Source organism: Cupriavidus sp. CuC1 (assembly GCF_044627735.1).
GTDB lineage: Bacteria > Pseudomonadota > Gammaproteobacteria > Burkholderiales > Burkholderiaceae > Cupriavidus > Cupriavidus ulmosensis.
On record NZ_JBIUHC010000014.1, the window covers coordinates 80939 to 103248 of the forward strand.

The 22310-nt window shown below is 66.8% G+C and carries 22 protein-coding genes; 9 read left to right on the top strand and 13 right to left on the bottom strand.

The genetic code is table 11. From position 1 onward, the window contains the following. Window positions 1-27: 27 nt before the first annotated feature. Window positions 28-345, bottom strand: a complete 318-nt coding sequence (locus ACGLHR_RS08875) for a YqjD family protein (protein ID WP_324291756.1) — start codon at window positions 343-345, stop codon at window positions 28-30. A 228-nt stretch (window positions 346-573) separates the two neighbouring features. On the opposite strand from ACGLHR_RS08875, the gene ACGLHR_RS08880 reads away from it, so the two are divergent. Further along, window positions 574-1212 carry a peroxiredoxin gene (locus tag ACGLHR_RS08880; protein WP_400093285.1) on the top strand — a complete coding sequence of 213 codons (639 nt, stop codon included), beginning with the start codon at window positions 574-576 and terminating at the stop codon, window positions 1210-1212. Window positions 1213-1387: 175 nt separating this feature from the next. Here ACGLHR_RS08880 and ACGLHR_RS08885 read toward each other — a convergent pair whose 3' ends face one another. Then, the gene (locus ACGLHR_RS08885) at window positions 1388-2581 is read right to left on the bottom strand and encodes an acyl-CoA dehydrogenase (RefSeq protein WP_400093286.1); all 1194 of its coding nucleotides are present in this window, start codon (window positions 2579-2581) and stop codon (window positions 1388-1390) included. A 225-nt stretch (window positions 2582-2806) separates the two neighbouring features. Between ACGLHR_RS08885 and ACGLHR_RS08890 the strand changes: the two genes are divergently transcribed. Further along, window positions 2807-3622: an IclR family transcriptional regulator gene (locus ACGLHR_RS08890; RefSeq protein ID WP_400093288.1), complete on the top strand. Its 816-nt coding sequence runs from the start codon at window positions 2807-2809 to the stop codon at window positions 3620-3622. Between the two features lie 48 nt (window positions 3623-3670). Here the strand turns inward: ACGLHR_RS08890 and kynA are convergent, their stop codons facing one another. The 3 genes from kynA to kynB are packed head-to-tail and all read right to left on the bottom strand — an operon-like array spanning window position 3671 to window position 6516. Next, window positions 3671-4546 (bottom strand): tryptophan 2,3-dioxygenase, encoded by an 876-nt coding sequence (gene kynA / locus ACGLHR_RS08895; protein ID WP_318234341.1) that lies wholly within the window; start codon window positions 4544-4546, stop codon window positions 3671-3673. Window positions 4547-4559: 13 nt separating this feature from the next. Then, window positions 4560-5816, bottom strand: coding sequence for a kynureninase (kynU, locus tag ACGLHR_RS08900; RefSeq protein ID WP_400093290.1), 1257 nt, complete (start codon window positions 5814-5816; stop codon window positions 4560-4562). Window positions 5817-5859: 43 nt separating this feature from the next. Further along, entirely contained in the window at window positions 5860-6516 is a 657-nt protein-coding gene (kynB, locus tag ACGLHR_RS08905; protein ID WP_267603982.1) for an arylformamidase, read from the bottom strand. Window positions 6517-6678: 162 nt separating this feature from the next. Between kynB and ACGLHR_RS08910 the strand changes: the two genes are divergently transcribed. Beyond that, window positions 6679-7161: an Lrp/AsnC family transcriptional regulator gene (locus ACGLHR_RS08910; RefSeq protein ID WP_267603981.1), complete on the top strand. Its 483-nt coding sequence runs from the start codon at window positions 6679-6681 to the stop codon at window positions 7159-7161. 13 nt (window positions 7162-7174) lie between these two features. On the opposite strand, the gene ACGLHR_RS08915 is transcribed toward ACGLHR_RS08910, so the two are convergent. Both ACGLHR_RS08915 and ACGLHR_RS08920 read right to left on the bottom strand, forming a co-directional pair. Next, complete coding sequence (locus tag ACGLHR_RS08915) at window positions 7175-7639, bottom strand: MarR family winged helix-turn-helix transcriptional regulator (RefSeq protein ID WP_400093293.1); 465 nt, start codon at window positions 7637-7639, stop codon at window positions 7175-7177. 20 nt (window positions 7640-7659) lie between these two features. Continuing rightward, the gene (locus ACGLHR_RS08920; RefSeq protein WP_318234348.1) at window positions 7660-8214 is read right to left on the bottom strand and encodes a flavin reductase family protein; all 555 of its coding nucleotides are present in this window, start codon (window positions 8212-8214) and stop codon (window positions 7660-7662) included. A gap of 171 nt (window positions 8215-8385) precedes the next feature. Between ACGLHR_RS08920 and ACGLHR_RS08925 the strand changes: the two genes are divergently transcribed. From ACGLHR_RS08925 to ACGLHR_RS08940, 4 genes are read left to right on the top strand one after another with little or no spacing between them, the layout of a single operon-like run. Beyond that, window positions 8386-9492 carry a peptidase M29 gene (locus ACGLHR_RS08925; protein ID WP_400093295.1) on the top strand — a complete coding sequence of 369 codons (1107 nt, stop codon included), beginning with the start codon at window positions 8386-8388 and terminating at the stop codon, window positions 9490-9492. After that, the gene (locus tag ACGLHR_RS08930) at window positions 9489-10319 is read left to right on the top strand and encodes an alpha/beta fold hydrolase (RefSeq protein ID WP_400093297.1); all 831 of its coding nucleotides are present in this window, start codon (window positions 9489-9491) and stop codon (window positions 10317-10319) included. Before ACGLHR_RS08925 ends, ACGLHR_RS08930 begins: the two co-directional genes overlap by 4 nt. Window positions 10320-10377: 58 nt before the next feature. Beyond that, window positions 10378-11622 carry an acyl-CoA dehydrogenase family protein gene (locus ACGLHR_RS08935; protein WP_267603977.1) on the top strand — a complete coding sequence of 415 codons (1245 nt, stop codon included), beginning with the start codon at window positions 10378-10380 and terminating at the stop codon, window positions 11620-11622. Beyond that, window positions 11619-13172, top strand: coding sequence for a class I adenylate-forming enzyme family protein (locus tag ACGLHR_RS08940; protein WP_400093299.1), 1554 nt, complete (start codon window positions 11619-11621; stop codon window positions 13170-13172). The genes ACGLHR_RS08935 and ACGLHR_RS08940 overlap by 4 nt, the downstream gene beginning before the upstream one ends. Here ACGLHR_RS08940 and ACGLHR_RS08945 read toward each other — a convergent pair. Next, window positions 13129-14094, bottom strand: a complete 966-nt coding sequence (locus ACGLHR_RS08945) for a LysR family transcriptional regulator (RefSeq protein ID WP_400093301.1) — start codon at window positions 14092-14094, stop codon at window positions 13129-13131. The two genes, ACGLHR_RS08940 and ACGLHR_RS08945, sit on opposite strands and share 44 nt — an antisense overlap. A gap of 182 nt (window positions 14095-14276) precedes the next feature. Between ACGLHR_RS08945 and ACGLHR_RS08950 the strand changes: the two genes are divergently transcribed. Then, window positions 14277-15230 (top strand): cyclase family protein, encoded by a 954-nt coding sequence (locus ACGLHR_RS08950; protein WP_400093314.1) that lies wholly within the window; start codon window positions 14277-14279, stop codon window positions 15228-15230. A gap of 99 nt (window positions 15231-15329) precedes the next feature. Then, a complete protein-coding gene (msrA, locus tag ACGLHR_RS08955; RefSeq protein WP_267603974.1) occupies window positions 15330-15872 on the top strand; it encodes a peptide-methionine (S)-S-oxide reductase MsrA in 543 nt (180 codons plus the stop codon). A gap of 16 nt (window positions 15873-15888) precedes the next feature. Here the strand turns inward: msrA and ACGLHR_RS08960 are convergent, their stop codons facing one another. The 5 genes from ACGLHR_RS08960 to ACGLHR_RS08980 all read right to left on the bottom strand — a co-directional run. After that, a complete protein-coding gene (locus ACGLHR_RS08960) occupies window positions 15889-16974 on the bottom strand; it encodes a DUF72 domain-containing protein (RefSeq protein ID WP_400093302.1) in 1086 nt (361 codons plus the stop codon). 8 nt (window positions 16975-16982) lie between these two features. Then, entirely contained in the window at window positions 16983-18215 is a 1233-nt protein-coding gene (locus tag ACGLHR_RS08965; protein ID WP_400093303.1) for a class I SAM-dependent methyltransferase, read from the bottom strand. A 179-nt stretch (window positions 18216-18394) separates the two neighbouring features. Continuing rightward, the gene (gene pdxH / locus ACGLHR_RS08970; RefSeq protein ID WP_400093305.1) at window positions 18395-19033 is read right to left on the bottom strand and encodes a pyridoxamine 5'-phosphate oxidase; all 639 of its coding nucleotides are present in this window, start codon (window positions 19031-19033) and stop codon (window positions 18395-18397) included. Between the two features lie 139 nt (window positions 19034-19172). Then, window positions 19173-20366 carry an MFS transporter gene (locus tag ACGLHR_RS08975; protein WP_400093307.1) on the bottom strand — a complete coding sequence of 398 codons (1194 nt, stop codon included), beginning with the start codon at window positions 20364-20366 and terminating at the stop codon, window positions 19173-19175. Between the two features lie 298 nt (window positions 20367-20664). Beyond that, on the bottom strand, window positions 20665-22310 hold a 1646-nt coding region (locus ACGLHR_RS08980; protein ID WP_400093308.1), incomplete at its 5' end, for an AsmA family protein.

Sequence of the window (22310 nt, forward strand, 5' to 3'; positions counted from 1 at the left end):
CATGCGCGAGGCGGCAAGCCTGGCGAATTACTTGCGGTTCAGCAACAGGCCGATCAGCAGGCCGACGCCGGCGGCAACGCCGACAGCGCGCCACGGATGGTCATGGACGTAGTCGTCGGTGGCACGTGCAGCCGCCTTGCTCTTGGTGACCACGGCGTCCTGGAGGTCTTGGGCCTTCTCCTTGGCTTGTTTCAGCAGGCCCATGCCGCGCTCGCGCAGTTCGGCAGCTTTCTCGCCGGTGGTCGATGCCGCTTGCTTAAGCAGTTCTTCGGCATCGGACAAAACGGTCTTGACATCGCTCATCAGTTTCTCCTGTTTGCGGGCGGTGGTTTCGGATTGTGACATTTTGCCTTCCTCGCACGTTGTCGGGCAGCTTCTCGCCCTCTTTACTAGCATATGCGGGGAACCGCCGTGGTTTCAACACCACGAGTCCGACACAGCGTGTAGGACAGTGACGCAGGACAAAGGTCTTGATACAAAAAGGTGATTTTGTAGTGACTTTATATTCGTTTGGGTTGGATCGCAATCTCACTACACTGGTTCAACCCGAATTTGCCCTTTGAGGACACACTTATGACACTACGTCTTGGCGACATCGCACCCGATTTCGAGCAGGATTCCAGTGAAGGCCCGATTCGCTTTCATCAATGGCTTGGCGAGAGCTGGGGCGTATTGTTTTCGCACCCGGCCGATTTCACGCCGGTGTGCACGACCGAACTGGGGTTGACGGCGAAGCTCAAGGGCGATTTTGCCAAACGCAATGTCAAGGTCATCGCGCTGTCGGTCGATCCTGTCGAGTCCCATCGCGAGTGGATCAAGGACATCAACGCGACCCAGGGTACCACGGTCAATTTCCCCATCATCGCCGATGGCGATCGCAAGGTTTCCGAGCTGTACGACATGATTCACCCCAATGCCAACCAGACCCTGACGGTTCGCTCGCTGTTTGTGATCGACCCGAAAAAACAGGTCCGGCTGATCATCACCTACCCGGCCAGCACCGGGCGCAATTTCAACGAGATCCTGCGGGTGATCGATTCGCTGCAACTCACCGACAACCATAACGTTGCCACGCCGGGCAACTGGCAGGACGGCGAGGAAGTGGTGATTGTGCCCTCGCTGAAGGACGAGGACGTGATAAGGCAGAAATTTCCGAAGGGATACAAGGCCGTTCGGCCCTACCTGCGGCTGACGCCGCAACCCAACAAGTAAGCTGAAAAGCAGAAAGCCGGCCGGGGCGCGTAGCGCCGGGCCGGCGTACCGGTGTTGTACAACGATGGGCTCGCCCGTCGTCTCTCCTTGGTAGTGTGCTTGGCCCGGCTTTGCAGCCGGGCCTTTTTATTTCTAGCGGGAGAGTGGGAGAGCCCGGTCTGCGGACCGCGGCGCTTTAGAAGAATGCCTGGATGCCGGTCTGGGCGCGGCCCAGGATCAGCGCGTGGATGTCATGGGTACCTTCGTAGGTGTTGACCACTTCGAGGTTGACCACGTGACGGATCACGCCGAACTCGTCCGAGATGCCGTTGCCGCCGAGCATGTCGCGCGCCATGCGGGCGACGTCCAGCGACTTGCCGCAGGAATTGCGCTTCATGATCGAGGTGATTTCCACCGCGGCGGTGCCTTCGTCCTTCATGCGGCCCAGGCGCAGGCAGCCTTGCAGGCCCAGCGTGATCTCGGTCTGCATGTCGGCCAGCTTCTTCTGGATCAGCTGGTTGGCGGCCAGCGGGCGGCCGAACTGCTTGCGGTCCAGCGTGTACTGGCGGGCGGTATGCCAGCAGAACTCGGCGGCGCCCAGGGCGCCCCAGGCGATGCCGTAGCGGGCCGAGTTCAGGCAGGTGAAGGGACCCTTCAGGCCCGATACGCCCGGCATCAGGTTCTCTTCCGGCACGAACACCTGGTCCATGACGATTTCGCCGGTGATCGAGGTGCGCAGGCCAACCTTGCCATGGATGGCAGGTGCCGACAGGCCCTTCCAGCCCTTTTCCAGGATGAAGCCGCGGATGGCTTCCTTGCCGTCGTCGCCGACCAGCTTGCCCCACACCACGAACACGTCGGCGATTGGCGAGTTGGTGATCCACATCTTGGCGCCGGACAGCTCATAGCCACCCGCCACCTTCTTGGCGCGCGTGATCATGGAGCCCGGGTCGGAGCCGTGGTTCGGCTCGGTCAGGCCGAAGCAGCCAATCCATTCGCCGGTGGCCAGCTTGGGCAGGTATTTCTGCTTTTGCGCTTCGGTGCCGAATTCGTGGATCGGCACCATCACCAGCGACGACTGCACGCTCATCATCGAGCGATAGCCCGAATCCACCCGCTCCACTTCACGCGCGATCAGGCCGTAGGCCACGTAGTTCAGGCCGGGGCCGCCGTATTCCTCGGGAATGGTCGGGCCCAGCAGGCCGAGCTCGCCCATTTCGCGGAAGATCTCGATGTCGGTCTTCTCATTGCGGAACGATTGCAGCACGCGCGGGGCGAGCTTGTCCTGGCAGTAGGCCAGGGCGGCGTCGCGCACCATGCGCTCGTCGGCGCTAAGCTGGTCGTCCAGCAACAGCGGGTCAGCCCAGTGGAATTCGGCGTTGGCAGCCATGTAGGTCTCCTTCGGTAGTGCAGGTCTAGTGCAGGTCGGGATGGGCGGCCTCGCGGGCCAACCCTGAATTCAGCAAGTATCGGCGCATTCCGCGGTCCGCCGAAGTGCTTTTGCGGTTCCGCATTGCGGAACTCTGTTCCGATGATGTAGTATATCGCAATGCGCGGTCCGTGCAATAGGGCGCGCCGCTTTCATCTGCCTTCATCCCATCCGCGGAGATCACTTTTGGCCACTGAATCGCAAGCCACGCCTGCGGCGGATGCCGCCGGCGTCACACCGCGCGAGAGCGATCCTAATTTTGTTACTGCGCTGGCGCGCGGCCTTGAACTGCTGCGTTGCTTCCGCACCGGCGAGTCGATGCTGGGCAACCAGGATTTCGTGCGCCGCACGGGCTTTCCCAAAGCCACCGTGAGCCGGCTGGCCGGCACGCTGGTGCAACTGGGCTACCTGCGCTATGACGATAGCCTGGGCAAGTACGCGCTCGATGCCGGCGTGCTGGCGCTGGGCTATTCCTACCTGTCCGCTTCCAATGTGGTGACGCTGGCGCGCCCGCATATGCTGGCGTTCGCCCAGGCTTACGGCGTGTCGGTATCGCTGGGCAAGCGCGAGCGCATGGAGGTGATCTATCTTGAGTCGATCCGCAACGATGCGGGGGTGATGCTGGGGCTGGGAGTGGGGTCGCGGCTCTCGCTGGTGTCGAGTTCGATGGGCCGCGCCTACCTGGCTGCCTTGCCGGCGGCCAAGCGCGAACGCGTGCTGGCGGAATTTGCCCTGGCCTATCCCGAGCAGTGGAAAACCCAGGAGGCGGCCATGCGCGCCACGGTGGCGCAGGCGTCTACCCTGGGCTATGCGGCGTCGTTCCGCGACTGGCACCCGGCCATCCACGCGTGCGCGGTGGCATTCCGTCCGGTGGGGGAAAAGGAGCTGCACATGCTGAGCTGCAGCGCATCCTATGGCTCGGTGGAGGAAGCGGTGTTCCACGACAAGCTGGCGCCGGCCTTGCGCGCGCTGGCGGCACGGCTGTCGGACCCGGCGCTCTGAAGTTGGCGGGGCGGTGCCGTCCCGGCACCGCCCCGCCAACGCTGTCGCTTACAGATCGGTGCGCAGCTTCCACAGCTCGGGGAACAGCACCACGTCGAGCATCTTGCGCAGGTAGCTGACGCCTTCGGTGCCGCCGGTGCCGCGCTTGAAGCCGATCACGCGCTCCACGGTGGTGACGTGGCGAAAACGCCACTGCCGGAAGGCATCTTCCAGGTCGACGAACTTCTCGCCCAGTTCATACAGTTCCCAGTGCGCCTCGGGCTGGCGATAGACCTCCAGCCATGCCGCCTCCACCGAGGCGTTCTCGCCGGCCGGCAGGGTCCAGTCCCGCTCGATGCAGGCCGCATCGATGGCAAAGCCGCGCCGCGCCATCAGGCGAATCGCTTCGTCATACAGCGACGGCGTGCGCAGGGCTTCTTCCACCAGCGCCAGGTGCTGCGGCTGGTGCGCATGCGGGCGCAGCATGGCCGCGTTCTTGTTGCCGAGGATGAACTCGATCTCGCGGTACTGGAAGGACTGGAAGCCCGATGACATCCCCAGGTAGGGCCGCATCGCCGAGTATTCCGGCGGCGTCATCGTGGCCAGCACGCTCCACGCCTGCACCAGCTGCTCCATGATGCGCGAGACCCGCGTGAGCATCTTGAAGGCTGGCGGCAGCTGGTCCTGGCGCACGCATTCGCGCGCGGCGCGCAGCTCGTGCAGCGCCAGCTTCATCCACAGCTCGCTGGTCTGATGCTGCACGATGAACAGCATCTCGTTGTGCTCGGGCGAGAGCGGATGCTGCGCGTTGAGAATCTGGTCCAGCGCCAGGTAGTCGCCGTAGCTCATGTCCTTGGCGAAATCCATCTGGGCGTCGTGCCAGCTGGCATCGCTGCCATCGCTGGCGCCCGCGCCCGACATCGGGCATCCCTTGTGGTTGCTCATGGCGTGCTCCTGCTCAGGTCACCAGGCCGCGGGTCTGGTGACGCTCGGCCTTGTAGGTGCCGCTGTCGAGCACGTCGCGCAGGATTTCCACGGCATCCCAGACTTCGGTGAAGCTGGTGTACAGCGGCGTGAAGCCAAAGCGCGCAATGCGTGGCTCGCGGTAGTCGCCGATCACGCCGCGCTCGATCAGGGCTTGCACCACGGCAAAGCCGTCCGGATGGGCAAAGCTCACATGGCTGCCGCGGCGCGCATGGGTGCGCGGGGTCACCAGTTCGAGCGGGTGCGCGGCGCAGCGTGCTTCCACCAGCGCGATAAAGAGGTCTGTCAGCATCAGCGACTTGGCGCGCAGCGTGGCCATGTCGGTCTGGGCGTAGATATCGAGCCCGCATTCGACCATGGCCAGCGAGGCGATGGGCTGGGTGCCGCAGAGGAAACGCGCCACGCCTTCGCGCGGGCGGTAGCCGGGTTCCATCGCGAACGGCGCGGCATGGCCCCACCAGCCCGACAGCGGTTGCCAGAAGGCGTCGCGCAGCGAGGGCGCGACCCACAGGAAGGCAGGCGAGCCGGGGCCGCCGTTGAGGTACTTGTAAGTGCAGCCGACCGCGTAGTCCGCGCCCGATGCGTTGAGCGCCACGGGCACGGCGCCGGCCGAGTGGGCCAGGTCCCACACCGTGAGCGCGCCGCGGGCGTGGGCCATCTCGGTCACGCCGGCCATGTCGAGCATCTCGCCGGTCTTGTAGTTGACGTGGGTCAGCATCAGCACGGCGGTGTCGGCGTCGACCGCCGCATCGATCTCCTCGGGCGCATTCACCAGGCGCAGCGAGTAGCCTTGCTGCAGCAAGTCGGCCAGCCCCTGTGCGATGTAGAGGTCGGTGGGGAAGTTGCTGGCCTCCGATACGATCACCTTGCGCTTCGGGTCGCGGGTCTGCTGTACGCGCAGCGCTGCCGCCAGCACCTTGAACAGGTTGGCGGAGGTGGTGTCGGTCACCACGACTTCGTCCTCGCCGGCGCCGATCAGCGGCGCCAGCATATTGCCCAGGCGCTGGGGCAGTTCAAACCAGCCGGCCGTGTTCCAGCTGCGGATCAGGCCCGTGCCCCATTCTTCGCTCACCACTTCGGCGGCACGTGCCGCGGCGCTGCGCGGGCGCGCGCCCAGCGAGTTGCCGTCGAGGTAGATCACGCCTTGCGGGAGCGCGAACTGGTCGCGCAGGCGGCGCAGCGGATCTTGCTGGTCGAGGGCGAGGCATTGCTCGCGAGTCAGTGCGGTCATGTGTGAGAGGTTTCCTGGGGGGAGGTTGGGCGGTTCGGGTCGTTCAGGTCAGGCTGCGCAGCACCGCGCGCACCGGGCTCGCGTCGAGTCCGGCAAAGCGCAGCGGCAGGGCAATCAGTTCGTAGTCGGCCTCGGCCACGGCGTCGAGCACCAGGCCTTCGAGGATGGCCAGGCGATGCCGGCGCACCATGTTGTGCGCGTCCATGGTCTTGGATTCCTGCGGGTCCAACGAGGGCGTATCGATGCCGACCAGCATGACGCCGTGCTCCGCGAGCAAGGCGATGGTCTGCGGCGCGACCGCGCAGAAATCGGGGTCCCACGTTGCCAGCGGTGCTTGCCGGTAAGTGCGCAGCAGCACGCGCGGCGGCGTGCCTGCCAGGGCATGTTCAATGTGGCGAGGCTCGACCAGCGGGGCCGCGCCGATGCAATGGATCACCCGGCACGGGCCGAGGTAGGGCGCCAGGTCCACCGCGCCGATAGGCGCGCCGTCGGCGGCGTAGTGCAGCGGCGCATCGGCATGGGCGCCGGTGTGGGGCGACAAGGTGATGCGCCCGACATTGACCGGGCAGTGCGCGTCGATCTGCCAGTTGCGCTCGTGCTGGAACGGCGTATCGCCCGGCCATACCGGCGTGTCGGGCGAGAGCGCGGGGCTGATGTCCCAGAGCTGGCGCGGAGTGTCGGGGGTGGGGCGGTTCGTCATCGGGGGTTGACGCCTGGGGGCGGCGTTCCAAGGCTCATCGGGGAGCAGATGACGGCATGATAGTCAATATTACGGGCAAGAGGCTTGCGAAATGGTCAGTGGATTCCCATGGTTTTCGCATAGAATTTCATTTGTGAAGAGAATCCTGGAAGAATCTGCGAAATGAACCTCGATCCCATCGATTTGCGCATCCTGACATGCCTCCAGGAGAACGGGCGCATCAGCAACCAGGACCTGGCCGACCGCGTGGCGCTATCGCCTTCGGCCTGCCTGCGGCGGGTGCGTTTGCTGGAGGAGGACGGGGTGATCGGCGGCTACCGGGCGTGGTTCGACGCCGAGCGGCTTGGCCTGGAGCTGGAGGCGATCGTGCAGGTGTCGATGCGCCCCGAAACCGAGGGCTGGCACGATACCTTCAACGCGGCGGTGCAATCCTGGCCTGAAGTGGTGTCGGCCTACATCATCACAGGCGACAGCAATTACATCCTGACCGTGCAGGCGCGCAACCTGAAGCACTACTCCGATTTCATCGTCAACCGGCTCTACCGCACGCCGGGCGTGATGGATATCCGCTCGAACATCGTGCTGCAGAGGATCAAGACGGATGGCTCGCCGCTGGCGGTCATCAAGGGCGAGCCGCGGGCCTGAGCGCGTTCAGCGCTCAGCGCGGCGAGCGCAGCGCGATCAGGCGGCGCAAGGTGTCCTTGAGCTGGTCGGCCTGCACAGCACCGAAGTCGTCCAGCACCTGCTGCTCGTGGGCGGCGGCCTGGTCGAGCAGCGCGCGGGCGCGGGTGCGCCCGCGTGCGGTGATCGACACCAGCGCATGGCGGCGGTCCTGGGCGCCGTTGCGCCGCGTGACGAGGCCGTCGGCGGCCATGCGGTCGATCAGCTTGGTCAGCGTGGGCTGCTTGGTGAGCGTGATATCGGCCAGCGCGCCGATGGTGCAGTCGGGCCGGTCGGCCAGCGTGGCCAGCACGCGCCATTCGGGCACGGAGAACCCGGCCGCCTCGACTTGCCGGTGGAACTCGCCCGACACAAGGTGGCTGGCCCGCGCCAGCAGGTAGGGCAGGTAGCCGTCTACAAAAGCGTCTGAGGCCACCGGAGCGGGTTTGGGTGAATCCGTCATGGCTGCTGCGTGCCCGGAGGTCAGTCCGTCAGCGGATCGGTGGTGGCAAAGCGGCCGTCGTGGAACACCAGCGGGTTGCCCGCGTCGTCGTGCACGCCGCAGCGCTCCACCTCGCCCACGAAGATGACGTGATCGCCCTCGTCGTAGCGGCTGCGGTTGTGGCATTCGAACCAGGCCAGCGCGTTGGCCAGGATTGGCAGGCCGTTCTCGGACAGGCGGTAGTCGACGCCGGCGAAGCGGTCGCCCTTGAGCGTGGCGAAGCGCTGGCACAGGTCCAGTTGCGAGGCCGACAGCACATTGATGATGTAGTGCGAGCCGTCGCGGAACATCGGCAGGCTGTTGGCGCGCGTGGCCATGCTCCACAGCACCAGCGGCGGATCGAGCGATACCGAGTTGAACGAGCTGGCGGTAATGCCCACGAACGGCGCGCCCGGCGGCGAGCCGGGGCCAGCGCGGGTCGTGATCACTGTCACGCCGGTGGCGAACTGGGACAGCGTGCGCCGGAAGTGCAGCGTATCGAAATCGGGAGAAGCGGCCTTGCCGATGATGCTTGGCTTGGCCTCAGGCATGCCCATAGCGCGGGCTCCACTGGGATCCATGAAATTTCATATATTATTTGCGCTAGCGACAAGAATCACAAGCACAAAGCTAATGCGTCCGCCGGGAGGCATCGGTGGGCTGGCGCACCAAGGCCGCCTCCCCGGGACCCTGCCAGGACTGCGGCAGATCGCACCAGGAGGAGACCTATGCTCATCGAGCAAATCGAGCACCGCTGGCTGGCGGCTTTTCGGCGCACCCTTGAACTGTGCGCCCTGTCCGCCCAGGAAGTGGTTGGGATTGTAACGGAGTCCCAATCCCGACGCGTCAATGTGGAGTTGGCGGAACTGGCGGTGCAGGCGCTGGGCGCCACGCCCGTGCGCATCCGGGTGCCGTCCCCGGCGCTTGCCGCGCCCGCGCCCGTGCGTTCCACCGGCGCCAGTGATGCCTTGCAGCAACTCGCCCCGGTTGTGGCCGCCTTGCAGCGCTGCCACCTGGTGATCGATTGCACCGTGGAGGGCCTGCTGCATGCGCCCGAACTCCCGCTGATCCTCAAAGGCGCCGACGGCATCGTGCCGCGCCTGCTGATGGTCAGCAACGAACATCCCGAAATCCTCGAGCGCTGCCTGCCCGATCCCGCGCTGGAGGGCACCGTGCGCGCGGCCATGAAGCGGCTGCGCGGCGCGCGCGAGATGCGCGTGCATTCGGCCGCCGGCACCGAGCTGCGCGTCGGGCTCGCAAGCGCACGCATCGGCGGCGTCTGGGGCTACTGCAACAAGCCGGGCCAGGTCGCCCACTGGCCGGGCGGCCTGTGCCTGGCCTTCCCCGCCGGCGGTCAGGTCAACGGCACCCTGGTGCTCGCACCGGGCGACGTCAACCTGACCTTCAAGACCTACCTGCGCGACACCATCGTGTGCCATATCGAGGACGACTACATGGTCGGCATCGAAGGGCAGGGCATGGACGCGGACATGATGCGCGGCTACTACGCAGCGTGGGCCGACCGCGAAGGCACGCGCGACGCCTATGCGGTCTCGCATGTGGGCTGGGGCCTGAACCCGCAGGCGCGCTGGGATGCCATGACCTTCTACGACAAGCGCGACTGCAACGGCACGGAGCTGCGCGCCTTTGCTGGCAACTTCCTCTATTCCACCGGCGCCAATGAGGTAGCAGGCCGCCACACGCTGGGCCACTTCGACCTGCCGCTGCGCAACTGCACGATCATGCTCGACGCTGTGAGCGAGGTGGACGCGGGCCGGCTCGCCGGCCCGGCAATGCCCGACGTGGCCCAGACAAACAACAAGGCTAGCGCATGAACGAAAACGTGAACCCTGGCATGACCCAGACCCATGCCAATGGCATGTCCACCATCGCACAGGGCACCGGCCCCGTGGCAGTGGTGATGCTGCATGGCATCGGCGGCGGCAAGGCCGCGTGGCCGGCGCAGCTCGATGCGCTGGCGCAGGCGGGCTATCGCGCGGTGGCCTGGGACATGCCCGGCTACGGCGACAGCGCCATGATCGAGCCGTACGATTTCGCCGGACTGGCGCAAGCCTTGCGGCCGGTGCTGCAGGCCGAGCGCGACGCCGGCCGGCGTGTCGTGCTGCTAGGCCACAGCATGGGCGGCATGGTCGCGCAGGAAGCCTACGCTGCCATGCCGGGACTGATCGACGGCATGGTGCTGTCCGGCACGTCGCCTGCATTCGGCAAGGCCGATGGCCAGTGGCAGCGCGATTTCGTCGCCGCGCGCACGGCGCCGCTCGATGCCGGCAAGACCATGGCGCAGATGGCGGGCGGGTTGGTGCGCGCCATGGTCGCGCCGCAGGCCGAGCCCGACGCGGTGGCGTTCGCCGCCAGCGTGATGGCGGCCGTGCCGCCCGGCACCTATCGCGCCGCCCTGCAGGCGCTGGTGCGTTTCGACCGGCGCGAAGTGCTGGCGCGCATCACGGTGCCGGTGCTGGCGCTGTCCGGCGAGCACGACGCCAACGCGGCGCCCGCCGTGATGGAGCGCATGGCGCAGAAGATCGCCGGCGCCGAGTACCTGTGCCAGCCCGCGGTGGGCCACCTGGCTTGCATGGAGCGCCCGGCGGATTTCAATGCCGCCGTGCTCGGCTTCCTGGGGCGGCATTTCCCGCTGCACTGAATCCACAAAAACATCGAGGCATCGCCACGCGTGTGGCCGATGCCCGGGAGACACCAACATGCCACTGGATTTCATCCCCGCCGTCGGCAGCGCCGATTTCACCGAGGCGCAAGAGCGCCTGCTGACGCTCGCCAACCGGCTCGGCCGCGAGCGCTTTGCCCCGCGCGCGGCGCAGTGGGACCGCGAGGCCAGCTTCCCCTTTGCCAACTACGATGATCTGCGCGAGGCCGGCCTGCTGGCCTTGTGCGTGCCGCGCGAGTTCGGCGGCGAGGGCGCTGACTTCGCCACGTACTGCATGGTGGGCGCGGAGATCGGCCGCTTCTGCGGCGCCACCGCGCTGACCTACAACATGCATATCTGCTCCACCATGTGGACCGGCATGCTGTCCGACGGCATCGCCATGACGCCTGAGCAGCGCGCCGAGCACGAGGCCCGGCGCGAACTGCATTTCGCGCGGGTGGTCAGGGACGGCGCGATCTACGCCCAGCCCTTCTCGGAGGGCTCGGCCGCCGCCGCCGGGCGCGCGCCGTTCGGCACCAGCGCACGCAAGGTGGAAGGCGGCTGGGTGCTCAACGGCCGCAAGATCTTTGCCTCGCTGTCGGGCGCGGCGGATTACTACGGGATCCTCTGCACGGAGGAGTGCGCGGACCATTCGCCCGATATGCGCGACACGCTCTACATCGCGGTGCCGGGCAATGCAGACGGCCTCACCGTGACCGGCGAGTGGGACCCGATGGGCATGCGTGGCACGGTGTCGCGCACGCTGCTGCTCAAGGATGTGTTCGTCGCCGACCAGGAGCAACTGATGCCACGCGGCGTGTACTACAAGGCCGCACAGACCTGGCCGGCGATGTTCTTCACGCTCTCGCCGACCTATCTCGGCGTGGCGCAGGCCGCGTACGACTTCACCGTGCAGTACCTGCGCGGCGAAGTGCCGGGCCAGCCGCCGGTGAAGCGCCGCATGTATCCCACCAAGCAGATCGCGGTGGCGCAAATGCGCATCCAGCTGGAGAACATGCGCTCGATCTTCTGGCGCGTGATTCATGAAGCCTGCGCCAGTCCGTCCAAGGATGCGCGCATGCGCCTGTACGCCGCGCACTACAGCGTGATGGAAGGCGCCAACGATATCGCCCGGCTGGCGATCCGCACCTGCGGCGGGCAGTCCATGCTCAAGGACCTGCCGCTGGAGCGGCTCTATCGCGATTCGCGCTGCGGCGCGCTGATGCTGCCCTGGACCGCCGAGCTGATCCTTGACCGCATGGGCCGCGAGACCCTTTACGAGTCGGGCGAGCGCGACGAATGAGCGAGCGCGCCAACCGGCTGTTCACCGGCACGCCGGAGCCGGGCGCGCTGCTGCGCACGCTGCATGCGCATGCCAGCGCCGCACCGCTGCGCCCGGCGCTGCATAGCCTCGGCTACACCATCGGCTACGGCAAGCTGTGGTGCCGCGTGGAACGCGTCTGCGCGCATCTGGCCGGCACCTGGGGCGTGCAGCCGGGTGACCGCGTGGCCACGCTGTGCCTGAACCACGATCTGCAGCTCGCCATGCTGTTTGCGTGCGCAAGGCTAGGGGCCATCTTCGTGCCGCTGAACTTTCGGCTGGCGGTGCCGGAGCTGAGCGCCATTGCCGCGCATGCAGGCATTCGCGTGCTGTTCCACGATGCGCCGCATGCGCAGGCCGCGGCGGCGGTGGCAGCCGCCTTGCCGGAGCGCGCCGCGCAGGCGCCGATCGATAGCCTGATCGACCGGCCGGCGCCGCTGGACACGCCCCTGCCACGGCCATCGCAGCCGCCCGACGAGGCGCCGCTGCTGCTGGTCTACACCTCTGGCTCCACCGGCCATCCCAAGGGCGCGCTGCATACGCAGGCCGGCTTGCTGGCCAACGCGCGCGCGAGCTGGTGGGCACATGGCATGACGCGGGACGACCATATCCTGTCCGTGCTGCCGTTGTTCCATGTGGGCGGCCTGTGCATCCAGACGCTGCCGGCATTGCTGGCCGGGGCGCAGGTGACGCTGCACCAGCGCTTCGCTCCGCAGGGCTGGCTTGACGCATGCGCGCAGACGCGGGCCACGTTGTCGCTGATGGTGCCGGCCACGCTGCGCGCCGTGCTGGAGCATCCCGGCTGGCCAAGCGCGGATCTCACTTCGCTGCGCGGCGTGATGGCTGGCTCCTCGCCCATTCCGCGCGCGTATATCGATGCCTTCCACGCGCGCGGCATTCCGCTGGGGCAGGTCTACGGCGCCACCGAGACCGGCCCGGTATCGGTCGTGCTGCGCCTGGACCAGGCCATGGCGCGGCCTGGCTATGCCGGCTGGCCCCAGCCTGAGGTGCAAGTACGCCTGGCCGATGCGCAAGGCTTGGAGGTGGCCGATGGCGAAGTGGGAGAGCTCTGGCTCGCGGGTGCCAACCTGATGCGGGGCTACTGGCGGCAGCCGGACCATGCGGATTTCCGCGATGGCTGGTTCCGCTCGGGCGACCTTGCGCATCGCAATGCCGATGGCTGTATCGAGGTGGTGGGCCGCAGCAAGGACATGATCATCTCGGGCGGGGAGAACATCTATCCGGCCGAGATCGAGAACGCGCTGCTGGGCTTGCCCGGGGTGCTGGATTGCGCGGTGGTGGGGCTGCCAGACGCGCGCTGGGGCGAGGTGCCGATTGCCGTCGTGGTCCCTGCCTCTGGCGCGGATCGTGCCGCGTTCGCGCCAGAGGCGCTGCGTGAAACGCTGGCGCTGTCGATTGCGCGGTTCAAGCTGCCGCAGCGGGTTGTGCTGGTGGATAGCCTGCCCAAAAGCGCGCTTGGCAAGGTGCTCAAGCCCCAGTTGCGGGCGATGGTGGCGGCGTCGTTGAGCTAGCGTGCGGCCGGCCATGTCCCTGCGCGGCATCCTGCCGGCCCTGCAGAGCCTCGGCCAGGAACGCCACGAACGCGCCCACCTTCCGTTGCAGGTGCCGGTGGCTGGCATAGAGCGCGTAGATGCTCCGGCCGGCCAGTGCATGCTCCGGCAGTACCCTGACCAGCTCGCCACGCGCAAGCAACGGCAGCGCGATAAACGAGGGCAGCGCGCCGATGCCCAGCCCGGCCAGCAGCATATCGCTGAGCAGCAGGCTGTTGTTGGCCGAGAAGCGCGCCGGTACCTCGATGCTGGTGGTGCCTTGCGGCCCCTCCAGGTGCCAGCTGCCGGGATAGTCGGCCAGCTGGTAGGCCAGGCAGTCGTGGCCGCGCAGGTCCTCGACGGTGCGCGGCGTGCCGCGCGCCGCCAGGTAGGCGGGGGCGGCGCAGATGGTTTGCTCTACCTCACCCAGCCGCCGTGCGATGAGGGACGAGTCCGTCAATGCCGAGCGGATGCGCAGCGAGACGTCGAAGCCCTCCGACACCACGTCCAGCAAACGGTCGTCCAGGGTCAGTTCCACCTGCACCAGCGGGTAGCGCGCCATGAAGCTCACCAGCAAGGGCGAAAGCACCTTTAGCCCGAACGACAGCGGCGCGTTCACGCGCAGGCGGCCGCTGATCTCGTCCGTGCCGGCGGCTGTTGCGCGTTCCAGCGCATCCAGCTCGTCGAGCAGGCGGCAGCATTCGGCAAAGTAGGCGCGGCCGGTTTCCGACAGGCGCATGCGGCGCGTGGTGCGCTGGATCAGCAGCGCGCCCAAGCGTGCCTCCAGCTGGCGCACCTGCTTGCTGACCGCGGCGGTCGACTGCCCGAGATCGGCGGCAGCCTGGCTGAAGCTATCGCGTTCCACCACGCGCCGGAAGGTGCGCATCGCCGCGAGCAGATCCATATATTTTCCTGTCAGTTGAATATGTTTGTCCGAATTCGCAGATTATCTACCATCGGATGCCTAATAGGATGGCAGCATGCCTTCCACGTTGCTGTGGAAAGCGCCAATCCAGTCAGGAGTCCCCCATGTTCCAGCGCCTTACCCCTACCGCCGGCACCACGCGCCGCCTGGCCGCCTTTTCCATGCCGCTGCTGTTCGCGCTGCTGAGCGCTGCCGCCGGCGCAGCACCCCAGGTGGGCGTCAGCCCCTGGGGTCCCAAGGATGAGATCGGCCGCCTCAACCTCATTACCCCAGCCTCGCGCGCGGCCATCATGGCGCGGGTTTCCGGCACGCAGGCCTACGACCTGGCGGTGGACTATTTCATCGGCATGCCGAGCTGGCAGGCCGCCGGCGATCCGCCGTACCAGATGTGGATGACCCATACCCCGCACGGCAACCTGGTGGCCGACTCCATGCAGGTGGGCGAGGCGATGAACCGGCATGTCAGCTACAGCGGCTCGGCGGTCTCCATGTACGCGCACATGGGCACCCATATCGATGCGCTGAACCACTTCGGCCTGAACGGCAAGATCTGGAACGGATACTCCGCCGCCGAGCACCTGGGCGATCGCGGCTGGAAAGTGACCGGCGCGGAGAAGCTGCCGCCGATCGTCGCCCGCGGCGTGCTGATCGACGTGGCCGCGGCCAAGGGGCTGGACATGCTGCCCGACAACTACCGCGTGACCCGGCAGGACCTGCGTGAGGCGCTGGACAAGCAGGGCGTGGCGCTGCAGCAGGGCGACGTGGTGCTGATCCGCACCGGGCGCATGCAGCACTATGAAAACGCCCAGGCCTATATGGCCAACCCGCCGGGCCTGGGCCTGGATGCGGCCAGGTTCCTGGTCGAGGAAGGGGGCGCCATGGTGGTGGGGGCCGATAACCTGAGCTTCGAGGCGTTCCCGGCGGAGGTGCCCGACAATTACCTCCCCGTACACACCTATCTGTTGGCGCAGCAGGGCGCACCGATCATCGAACTGGTGAACCTGGAGGCCTTGTCGCGAGACCGCGTCTATCAGTTCGCCTTTATTGGCGCCTCATTGAAGTTCCGCGGGGCCGACGCAGCACCGATCCGGCCGGTCGCCTTGCCGATCCGCTAGCCGGAGCGGCTGCGCTGCGCGGCGGCCTCGACAGACTCTGGCGGCGGGACGGGTGCCGAACGAGTATGCTACCTATTGTCACGAGCCGGAGAGATCAAGATGGACAACGAGCATGAGGTAGCCACGCTGGGTGGCGGTTGTTTTTGGTGCCTGGAAGCGGTGTACCAGCAAGTCAAGGGCGTACGGGCCGTGGAGTCGGGCTATACCGGCGGCCACGTGAACCATCCGACTTACGAGCAGGTGTGCGGCGGCGACACCGGGCACGCCGAAGTGGTGCGCGTGACCTTCGATCCCACGGTGATCAAGTTCCGCGAGATCCTCGAGATCTTCTTTGCCATCCACGATCCCACCACCCTCAACCGGCAGGGCAACGATGTCGGCACGCAGTATCGCTCGGTGATCTTCACCAACACGGAGCCGCAGCGCGCCATGGCCGAGTATGTGATGCGAGAGGTGGCGGAGCACAAGCTCTACGATGCGCCGCTGGTGACGCAGGTCGAGCCCACGCAACCTTACTGGCGCGCGGAGGAAAGCCATCAGAACTACTTCCAGAACCACCCGAACCAGGGCTATTGCTCGTTCGTGATTTCACCCAAGCTGGCCAAGTTCCGGCAGAAGTTCGCGCATCACCTGAATCGTTGACGCGCCGGGCCTGCGCTCAGCTCGCTTCCAACTGCTCGGCAATGGCCTCGGCCAGCCGTACGCAAGTCAACGGCGCGGAGCCTTCCGCCTTGTTGCTGACGATCACGTAGGCGGGCTGGCCCGCGCGCAGCGTGCGTACCACCTGCTCGGCGATCACCGCGCGGGTATGCGGGTCTTCGTCGATCAGCCGGTCAAACGGCGCGTAGCGGGATTCGGCCTGCTCGTAGGCAAAGCCCGCATGCAGCATCCACCGCAGCACCAGGGGGCCTGGTGCACCCCCATCCATCAATGCCTGTGCCGGCAATTGTCGTTCGGCCGGCGGCATGCGTTCGCGCGCGGACAGGCAGAAGCGCACGCCGCGTGCGCGCAGCAGCTTGATGAAGCGCGGCGTGAGCAAGGCGGCATCGCGCAGTTCCACCGCGTAGCGGGCATCGGGCGTGGTGGCGGCGTCGAGCGGTGGCAAGGCGCCGAGGAAGGCGTCGAGCCTCGACAGAAAACCGGCGCTATCGGCGGCCATCGCGCCTAGCGGGGAGAGCTGGAACAGCAGCGGCCCGCATTTGGCGCCAAGGCCCGCAGTGGCAGGCGCGACGAAGTCGCGCGCGGCGATCTCGGCATCGAGGAAGCTGGCGTTGGCCAGCCGGCCGGCGCCTTCGGAGGTGCGCAGCCACGGATCGCACACGCTGGCGGGCGCCTTGACCAGGAAGCGGAAATGCGCCGGCACCTGGGCGGCGTAGGCAACGTAGTCGGCAAGCGGGATCGGCGCGTAGAACCCGCGATCGATGCCGGCGGCGCGCAGCAAGGGATGCTGCGAATAGGCGGCCAGGCCTTTGCGCGAGAGCAGGCTGTCGGTGTACTCGCCCTGGTAGACCAGCCCGTTCCAGCCGCCGTAGGACCATGACGATGTGCCGAGATGCAGGCCGGCCGGCAGGCGTTGCGCCAGCGCGAGCAGGGCGGGGTCCGGGGGCGGCGCTAGTACGGTCTTGCCGCGCGACGGCTTGGTGGCAGCGGCTTCGGTCGGGGTGGCTCCGGCAAGCGGTGCGGCATTGCCGGCAGCGGCCACCCCTGGCGGCTCCAGCAAGCCGCCGAACAGGTCTTCAGTCAAGCCGATTTTCAGTCAAGCGATTTGTCGTAGATGTAGCGGCGCGACCAGGGCAAGCTCTGCGACGAGAGGCCGGCCTTGTGGCAAACCACCTGGTAGATCGACATCTGGTCGGTATCGAAGGCATGGCCGCAGCCTGCCAGGTAGACGCGCCAGATGCGGTATTTCTTTTCGCCCACCATGGCGCGGATGGTATCACCCTGCGCTTCGAAGTTGTCCGCCCAATGCTGCAGCGTGCGCCGGTAGTGACCGCGCATCAGCTCCACATCGGTGGCCTCCAGGCCGCCGCGTTGCAGGGTGTTGAGCACCATGCCGATGTGCGGCAGCTCGCCCTGCGGGAACACGTATCGATCCATGAACTCGGAGCCGTCCATGGGCGTGGCGCCGCTGTCGGGGTCCGGCGATGTGATGCCGTGGTTCATGGCAAAGCCATCATCGGCCAGCAGCTCGCGCATGCGGCCGAAATAGGCGGCGAGGTTGTTCTTGCCGACGTGCTCGAACATGCCGACGCTGGTGATGCGGTCGAAGGTGCCGGCGGTGTCGCGGTAATCCTGCAGGCGGATCTCGATGCGGTCGGACAGGCCCGCCTGCCTGACGCGTTCCGTCGCCAGGTCGAACTGGTTCTGCGACAGCGTGATGCCGACGCAGCGCGCGCCGAACTTCTGCGCCGCACGGATCACCAGCGCGCCCCAGCCGCAGCCGATGTCGAGCAAGGTCTGTCCGGGCTGCAGCCGGATCTTGGTCAGGATGTGGTCGATCTTCTTGCGCTGGGCCGTGGCAAGGTCTTCATTGCCATGCTCGAAGTAGGCGCAGGAGTACACCATGCCCGGGTCCAGCCAGAGCCGGTAGAACTCGTTGGATACGTCGTAGTGATACTGGATCGAGGCCTTGTCCGCTGCCTTGGTGTGGGCGAAATGCTGGGCCACGCGTGCCAGTGCGCCGCCGGCTTGCGCGCTGGCGGCAGCCGAGAAGCGGTAAGCCACGGCGATGATATCGCTGAGCTTGCCGTCCAGGTCGATCTTCTCCTGGACATAGGCCTCGCCGAGGTTGTCCAGGCTGGGCGTGAGCAACAGGGGCAGGGCGCCCGCCTCGCGTACGGTCAGGGTCACCGCTGGCTGCTCGAAACGGCCGAGCGGATACTCGTTGCCGTTCCATAGCCGCAACCTCACGGGGAGATTGGCCCGGTCGCGCAGGTCGGCGATCCAGTGGTCCAGTTGCTTGTCCAGTGCTTGCTTGAAAAACATGCGGCCTCCCTCCTGATGGTTGCGGCACACTCCTCGAACTACAGCACAGGGCAGGCGGGGCCTGCTCCTGATGGCCGCTTCCTCGCAAGACTGGAAAGCGACCCTGACTTACTTTACGACAATTCCTAATATTGTGCAGTGCGCGACCTCGGCGGCCGGCGGCACCGCGCTCACGGTACTCAGGGCGACAGGCGCACGATCTGCCAGCTGCCATCCGGCGCCAGGCGGTAGGCGATCCGGTCGTGCAGGCGCGACGGGCGTCCCTGCCAGAACTCGATGCGGGTCGGCACCAGCCGGTAGCCGCCCCAGTGCGCCGGGCGCGGCGGGTTATCGCCGAACTTGGCGCGGAAATCCGCTTCGCGCTGCTCCAGCACCGTGCGGTCCGCTACCTCGCGGCTCTGCTCCGAGGCCCACGCCCCGAGGCGCGAGCCCAGCGGGCGCGACGCATAGTAAGCATCGCTCTCGCTATCGGTCACTTTTTCAACGTGTCCTTCCACGCGTACCTGGCGCTCCAGCTGCACCCAGTGGAACAGCAGCGCCGCGCGCGGGTTGGCGGCAAGGTCCAGGCCCTTGCGGCTTTCATAGTTGGTGAAAAACGTAAAGCCCTGGGCGTCCATGCCCTTGAGCAGCACGATGCGTGCCGAAGGCTGGCCGTCGGCGTCGACGGTGGCCAGCGTCATGGCATTGGGTTCCGGGAGCTTGGCGTGGATGGCTTCATCGAACCAGCGCTGGAACTGGCTGATGGGATCGGACGCCACATCGGATTCGGACAGCGATCCGAGTACGTAGGTGCGGCGGAGGTCGGCGAGTTGGGTCATGTCGGATCAGGTATCGAGTCAGCAGGCCGCGCGCGGGGCAAGCATGCATGGCGCCGGCGGCCTGTCTGATTTGAGTATAGCGAAAGCGCAGCAGACCGCATTTGCGCGCACGCAACCCATGCGCGATGCCGTGGGCGCCTCAGGCCGGCGGCTGGGGCAGCTTGCGGGCCTGGCCGCGCGAGTAATAGCCGGCCACGCCCATTGCCCCTGCCATCGACAGGAAAATCGGCAGCATGCCAAGCGCCGTGCCGACCACGCCAAAGGTCAGCGGCCACACCACCTGGCTGGTATTGAGCACGGCCGAGCGCAATCCCAGCGCCTCGCCGGCGCGCCCGGTGGGCGAAGCCGTGTGCAGGATGTTCATGACATTGGGCTGGGCGCTGCCGAGCGCCAGGCCCAGCAGGAACGCCAGGCAGCACATCAGCCAGAATTCGGTCACGAAGGGGTAGAGCAGGTAGGCCACCGCCCCGACCAGCAGCGCGACCCGGATCACCTTCCACTCCGAGAGCCGGCGCGAGACCAGCGGCATCGCCACGCGGATGGCGAAGGTGGCAATGGCGAAGGCGCCCAGCACCCAGCCGATCGACGACGGCGAGAGTCCGACCCGGGTGCCCTGGATGGGAATGAGGAAGGCGTGCAGGTCCCAGGCCGCGGACAGGACCGCGCTGGCGATAAAGACCGCGCGCAGTTCCGGGTGGGCAAGCAAGCCAAGGGTGGAGTTGCGGGTGCCGTCCACGATCGCGCTGCGCGCCGCCCGCCCGCCCTGCGCCGGCAGCCGCCCGCGCACGAAATGCAGGCCGATCAGCCCGGCCGCGGCCACCGCCACCAGCACGAAGAAAGCAGGCCGGTAGCCAGCGTGTTCGATCACATAGCCCATCACCACCGGGCCCAGCGTGCCGGAGAACGACAATCCCAGCGCGTGCAGCGTGTAGTTGCGCAGCCGCGTGCCATCGGTGGAAATCTGTCCGATCAGCAGTTGCATGGCGACCTGCACCAGCATGAAGCCGACGCCGATCAGCGCGCAGGAAAGATAGAGCGCTGCGATGCCCGGCCACACCGCCGGCAACAGCGTGCCCGCGACCACCATCAGCGAGCCCGCGGTCATCGGCTTGCGCGGCCCGATCTCGTCGATGCGCTTGCCCGCATGGATCGCCAGCAGCATCGGCAGCAGCGCATAGAGCGACATCAGGATGCCGAGCGTGACGGTCGAGGCTTTGAGCGAGAGGGCGAACAGCGAAACCACCACGCGGCTGGCATTGAAGGCTACATGATTGCACACCGTTAGCGCGATCAGGCAGCTGATCGGCGGGACGGTGGCGTGTAGCGGCGTCATGCAGGGTCGGGGGCTGGAAGGGAAAATCGGGGAAAACAAGTGCGGCCGAGACCGCACCCTGAGAAGGACGCCAGCCTCGAAATGCATCGGAGCCGGACATCCGCTTCATGCCACGTATTGAAAACTTCGTTGTAAATGGCCGTTTAATTATGCGATCGAACGTGGGCGATACACAACGATGGCTTGCGTTGCAATGCACCAAAGTGTTGCGAAATTGCGTCGTCGAAAGGATGAGTGTCGCAAACAAGCAACGTCGCAGGTTGCTGCCGGGCTGGCGCGGTGGCGTTCAGCCGTCTTTTCAGCCGCCCTGATAGAGCGAGTTGCCCGGCGCCGGCCGCTCGGGTGTGGCGGGGCGCGACGGTTCAGCGGGCTTGACCGGCGCCGCGGCCGCAGGCGCGGATTGCGCGTCTGGCGACGGTGCGGGGCCGGCCGCCTGGTTGGTCTTGCCGGTCTTCGGGTCGCGGTAGGTCTGCCCGGGCGGCGGGGCGGTCGGGCGCGTGCGAATCTCCGCCAGCAGCTTGCCGCACTGGCTGTCGGGGGCAGCGGAGAGATCGATCAAGGGCAGGACTGCCGTGGCCACCGGCGCTGCCAGCGCCAGTGCCACCACGCCGCCGGTGCGCAATGCCAGCACGCCGATGTCCGGGCTGACCGAGGGTTTTTTCAGCGTGCCGCCTACATAAAGCGGCGAGCGCAGCGAGAAGATGCGCAGGCCCTTGGAATCCGGCCGCACGGTGAGCGCAAGCCGCTCGCTGGCAAGGTCGATGGCGCCGCTGGTGTCGATCACGGCGTCGTGCGTATCGATGACGAAGACGCGCGAGCGCGCCACGCCGTTGGTGAAGCTGAAGTCGCTGACGCCGCAATTGATCTGCACCGGCTTGTCGCCGAACAGCTTGGAGATCACCACGCTGCCCACGTTCAGGCCCATCGCCTCGAGCAGGAACTTGCTGACCGTGCCGTTTTCCACCAGCAGCTTGGCTTCGCCATTGGACGAGCCTAGCAAGGCCGCCACCGAGTTGCCGGTGGCGCTCAGCTTGGCACTGCCGTTGACCTCGCCGACGCTGGCGCGCATCGTCTCGAATTTCGGGAACAGCTGCTTGAGCTTGAGGTGGCGTGCCTTCATGTCGATGGTGGCCGCCAGCGGCTCGCGCTTGCCATTGAGCTGCAGGGAAGACGTCAGGTTGCCGCCGGCCACGCCAAAATTCAGCGGGTCCAGCGTCAGCACGCCATCCTCGAGCTTGAGATGGGTGGCGAGGTCGGTGATCGGCAGGTCGACGGTACGGATGATGCGCTTGCCGGTGAACTTCACGTCGGCGTCGATGCTGTCCCAGCGCTCGGTGCGGAACGGCGCCACCGGCAGCGCCTTGTCGGCGGGCTGGCGCACTGTGCTGTCGGGGGCCGCCTGCCCGGGCTTGGCGTTCGCACCAATCAGCGGGGCCAGGTCCTCGAAGCGCAGCTGGTTCGATTCCAGTTCGCCCGACAGCATGGGGCGCGGCTGGCGCTGCGTGTAGGTGAGCGAGCCGTTCAGGTCGCTGCCGCCGACGCGCCCGGAAAACTTGTCGTAGCGGTACACGGACGCGCCCTTGCGCAATGTGGCAACGAGCCGGCCACGGGTCTCGTAGGGCGGGGTGCTCGGCAGCACGATGCCGGTCAGTGCGTACAGCTTGGCCATACTGTCGCCCGACAGCTGCAGGTGCATGTCGAGCGCGCCCAGGTGGGCGGGGTTGGTCAGCGTGCCTTCCACGACCGCGCGGGTATTGCCCACCCGCACATCGGCCTGCAGGGGGAAGGGATCCTGGGTGTCGCGCAGGCTCAACACCGTGCCGGCCTTGCCGGTGGCGTTGATGGTGGCCTGGTTGTAGCGTCCCGTGGCCTTCCAGCGGATGCCATAGCGCTGGCCGGCGTTGCCGGCGGCGCCTGTGCCGCCGGGCTGGCCGGCCGCGCTGG

Bases quoted from the DNA above. Each gene is read 5' to 3' on its own strand.
- ACGLHR_RS08950 (WP_400093314.1), top strand. From the start codon at position 14,277: ATGCCGCTGCTGTTCGCGCTGCTGAGCGCTGCCGCCGGCGCAGCACCC.
- kynB (WP_267603982.1), bottom strand. From the start codon at position 6,516: ATGACGAACCGCCCCACCCCCGACACTCCGCGCCAGCTCTGGGACATC.
- msrA (WP_267603974.1), top strand. From the start codon at position 15,330: ATGGACAACGAGCATGAGGTAGCCACGCTGGGTGGCGGTTGTTTTTGG.
- ACGLHR_RS08880 (WP_400093285.1), top strand. From the start codon at position 574: ATGACACTACGTCTTGGCGACATCGCACCCGATTTCGAGCAGGATTCC.
- ACGLHR_RS08925 (WP_400093295.1), top strand. From the start codon at position 8,386: ATGCTCATCGAGCAAATCGAGCACCGCTGGCTGGCGGCTTTTCGGCGC.
- ACGLHR_RS08940 (WP_400093299.1), top strand. From the start codon at position 11,619: ATGAGCGAGCGCGCCAACCGGCTGTTCACCGGCACGCCGGAGCCGGGC.
- ACGLHR_RS08935 (WP_267603977.1), top strand. From the start codon at position 10,378: ATGCCACTGGATTTCATCCCCGCCGTCGGCAGCGCCGATTTCACCGAG.
- ACGLHR_RS08920 (WP_318234348.1), bottom strand. From the start codon at position 8,214: ATGGGCATGCCTGAGGCCAAGCCAAGCATCATCGGCAAGGCCGCTTCT.
- ACGLHR_RS08915 (WP_400093293.1), bottom strand. From the start codon at position 7,639: ATGACGGATTCACCCAAACCCGCTCCGGTGGCCTCAGACGCTTTTGTA.
- kynA (WP_318234341.1), bottom strand. From the start codon at position 4,546: ATGAGCAACCACAAGGGATGCCCGATGTCGGGCGCGGGCGCCAGCGAT.
- ACGLHR_RS08945 (WP_400093301.1), bottom strand. From the start codon at position 14,094: ATGGATCTGCTCGCGGCGATGCGCACCTTCCGGCGCGTGGTGGAACGC.
- ACGLHR_RS08930 (WP_400093297.1), top strand. From the start codon at position 9,489: ATGAACGAAAACGTGAACCCTGGCATGACCCAGACCCATGCCAATGGC.
- kynU (WP_400093290.1), bottom strand. From the start codon at position 5,816: ATGACCGCACTGACTCGCGAGCAATGCCTCGCCCTCGACCAGCAAGAT.
- ACGLHR_RS08910 (WP_267603981.1), top strand. From the start codon at position 6,679: ATGAACCTCGATCCCATCGATTTGCGCATCCTGACATGCCTCCAGGAG.
- ACGLHR_RS08965 (WP_400093303.1), bottom strand. From the start codon at position 18,215: ATGTTTTTCAAGCAAGCACTGGACAAGCAACTGGACCACTGGATCGCC.
- pdxH (WP_400093305.1), bottom strand. From the start codon at position 19,033: ATGACCCAACTCGCCGACCTCCGCCGCACCTACGTACTCGGATCGCTG.
- ACGLHR_RS08885 (WP_400093286.1), bottom strand. From the start codon at position 2,581: ATGGCTGCCAACGCCGAATTCCACTGGGCTGACCCGCTGTTGCTGGAC.
- ACGLHR_RS08875 (WP_324291756.1), bottom strand. From the start codon at position 345: ATGTCACAATCCGAAACCACCGCCCGCAAACAGGAGAAACTGATGAGC.
- ACGLHR_RS08975 (WP_400093307.1), bottom strand. From the start codon at position 20,366: ATGACGCCGCTACACGCCACCGTCCCGCCGATCAGCTGCCTGATCGCG.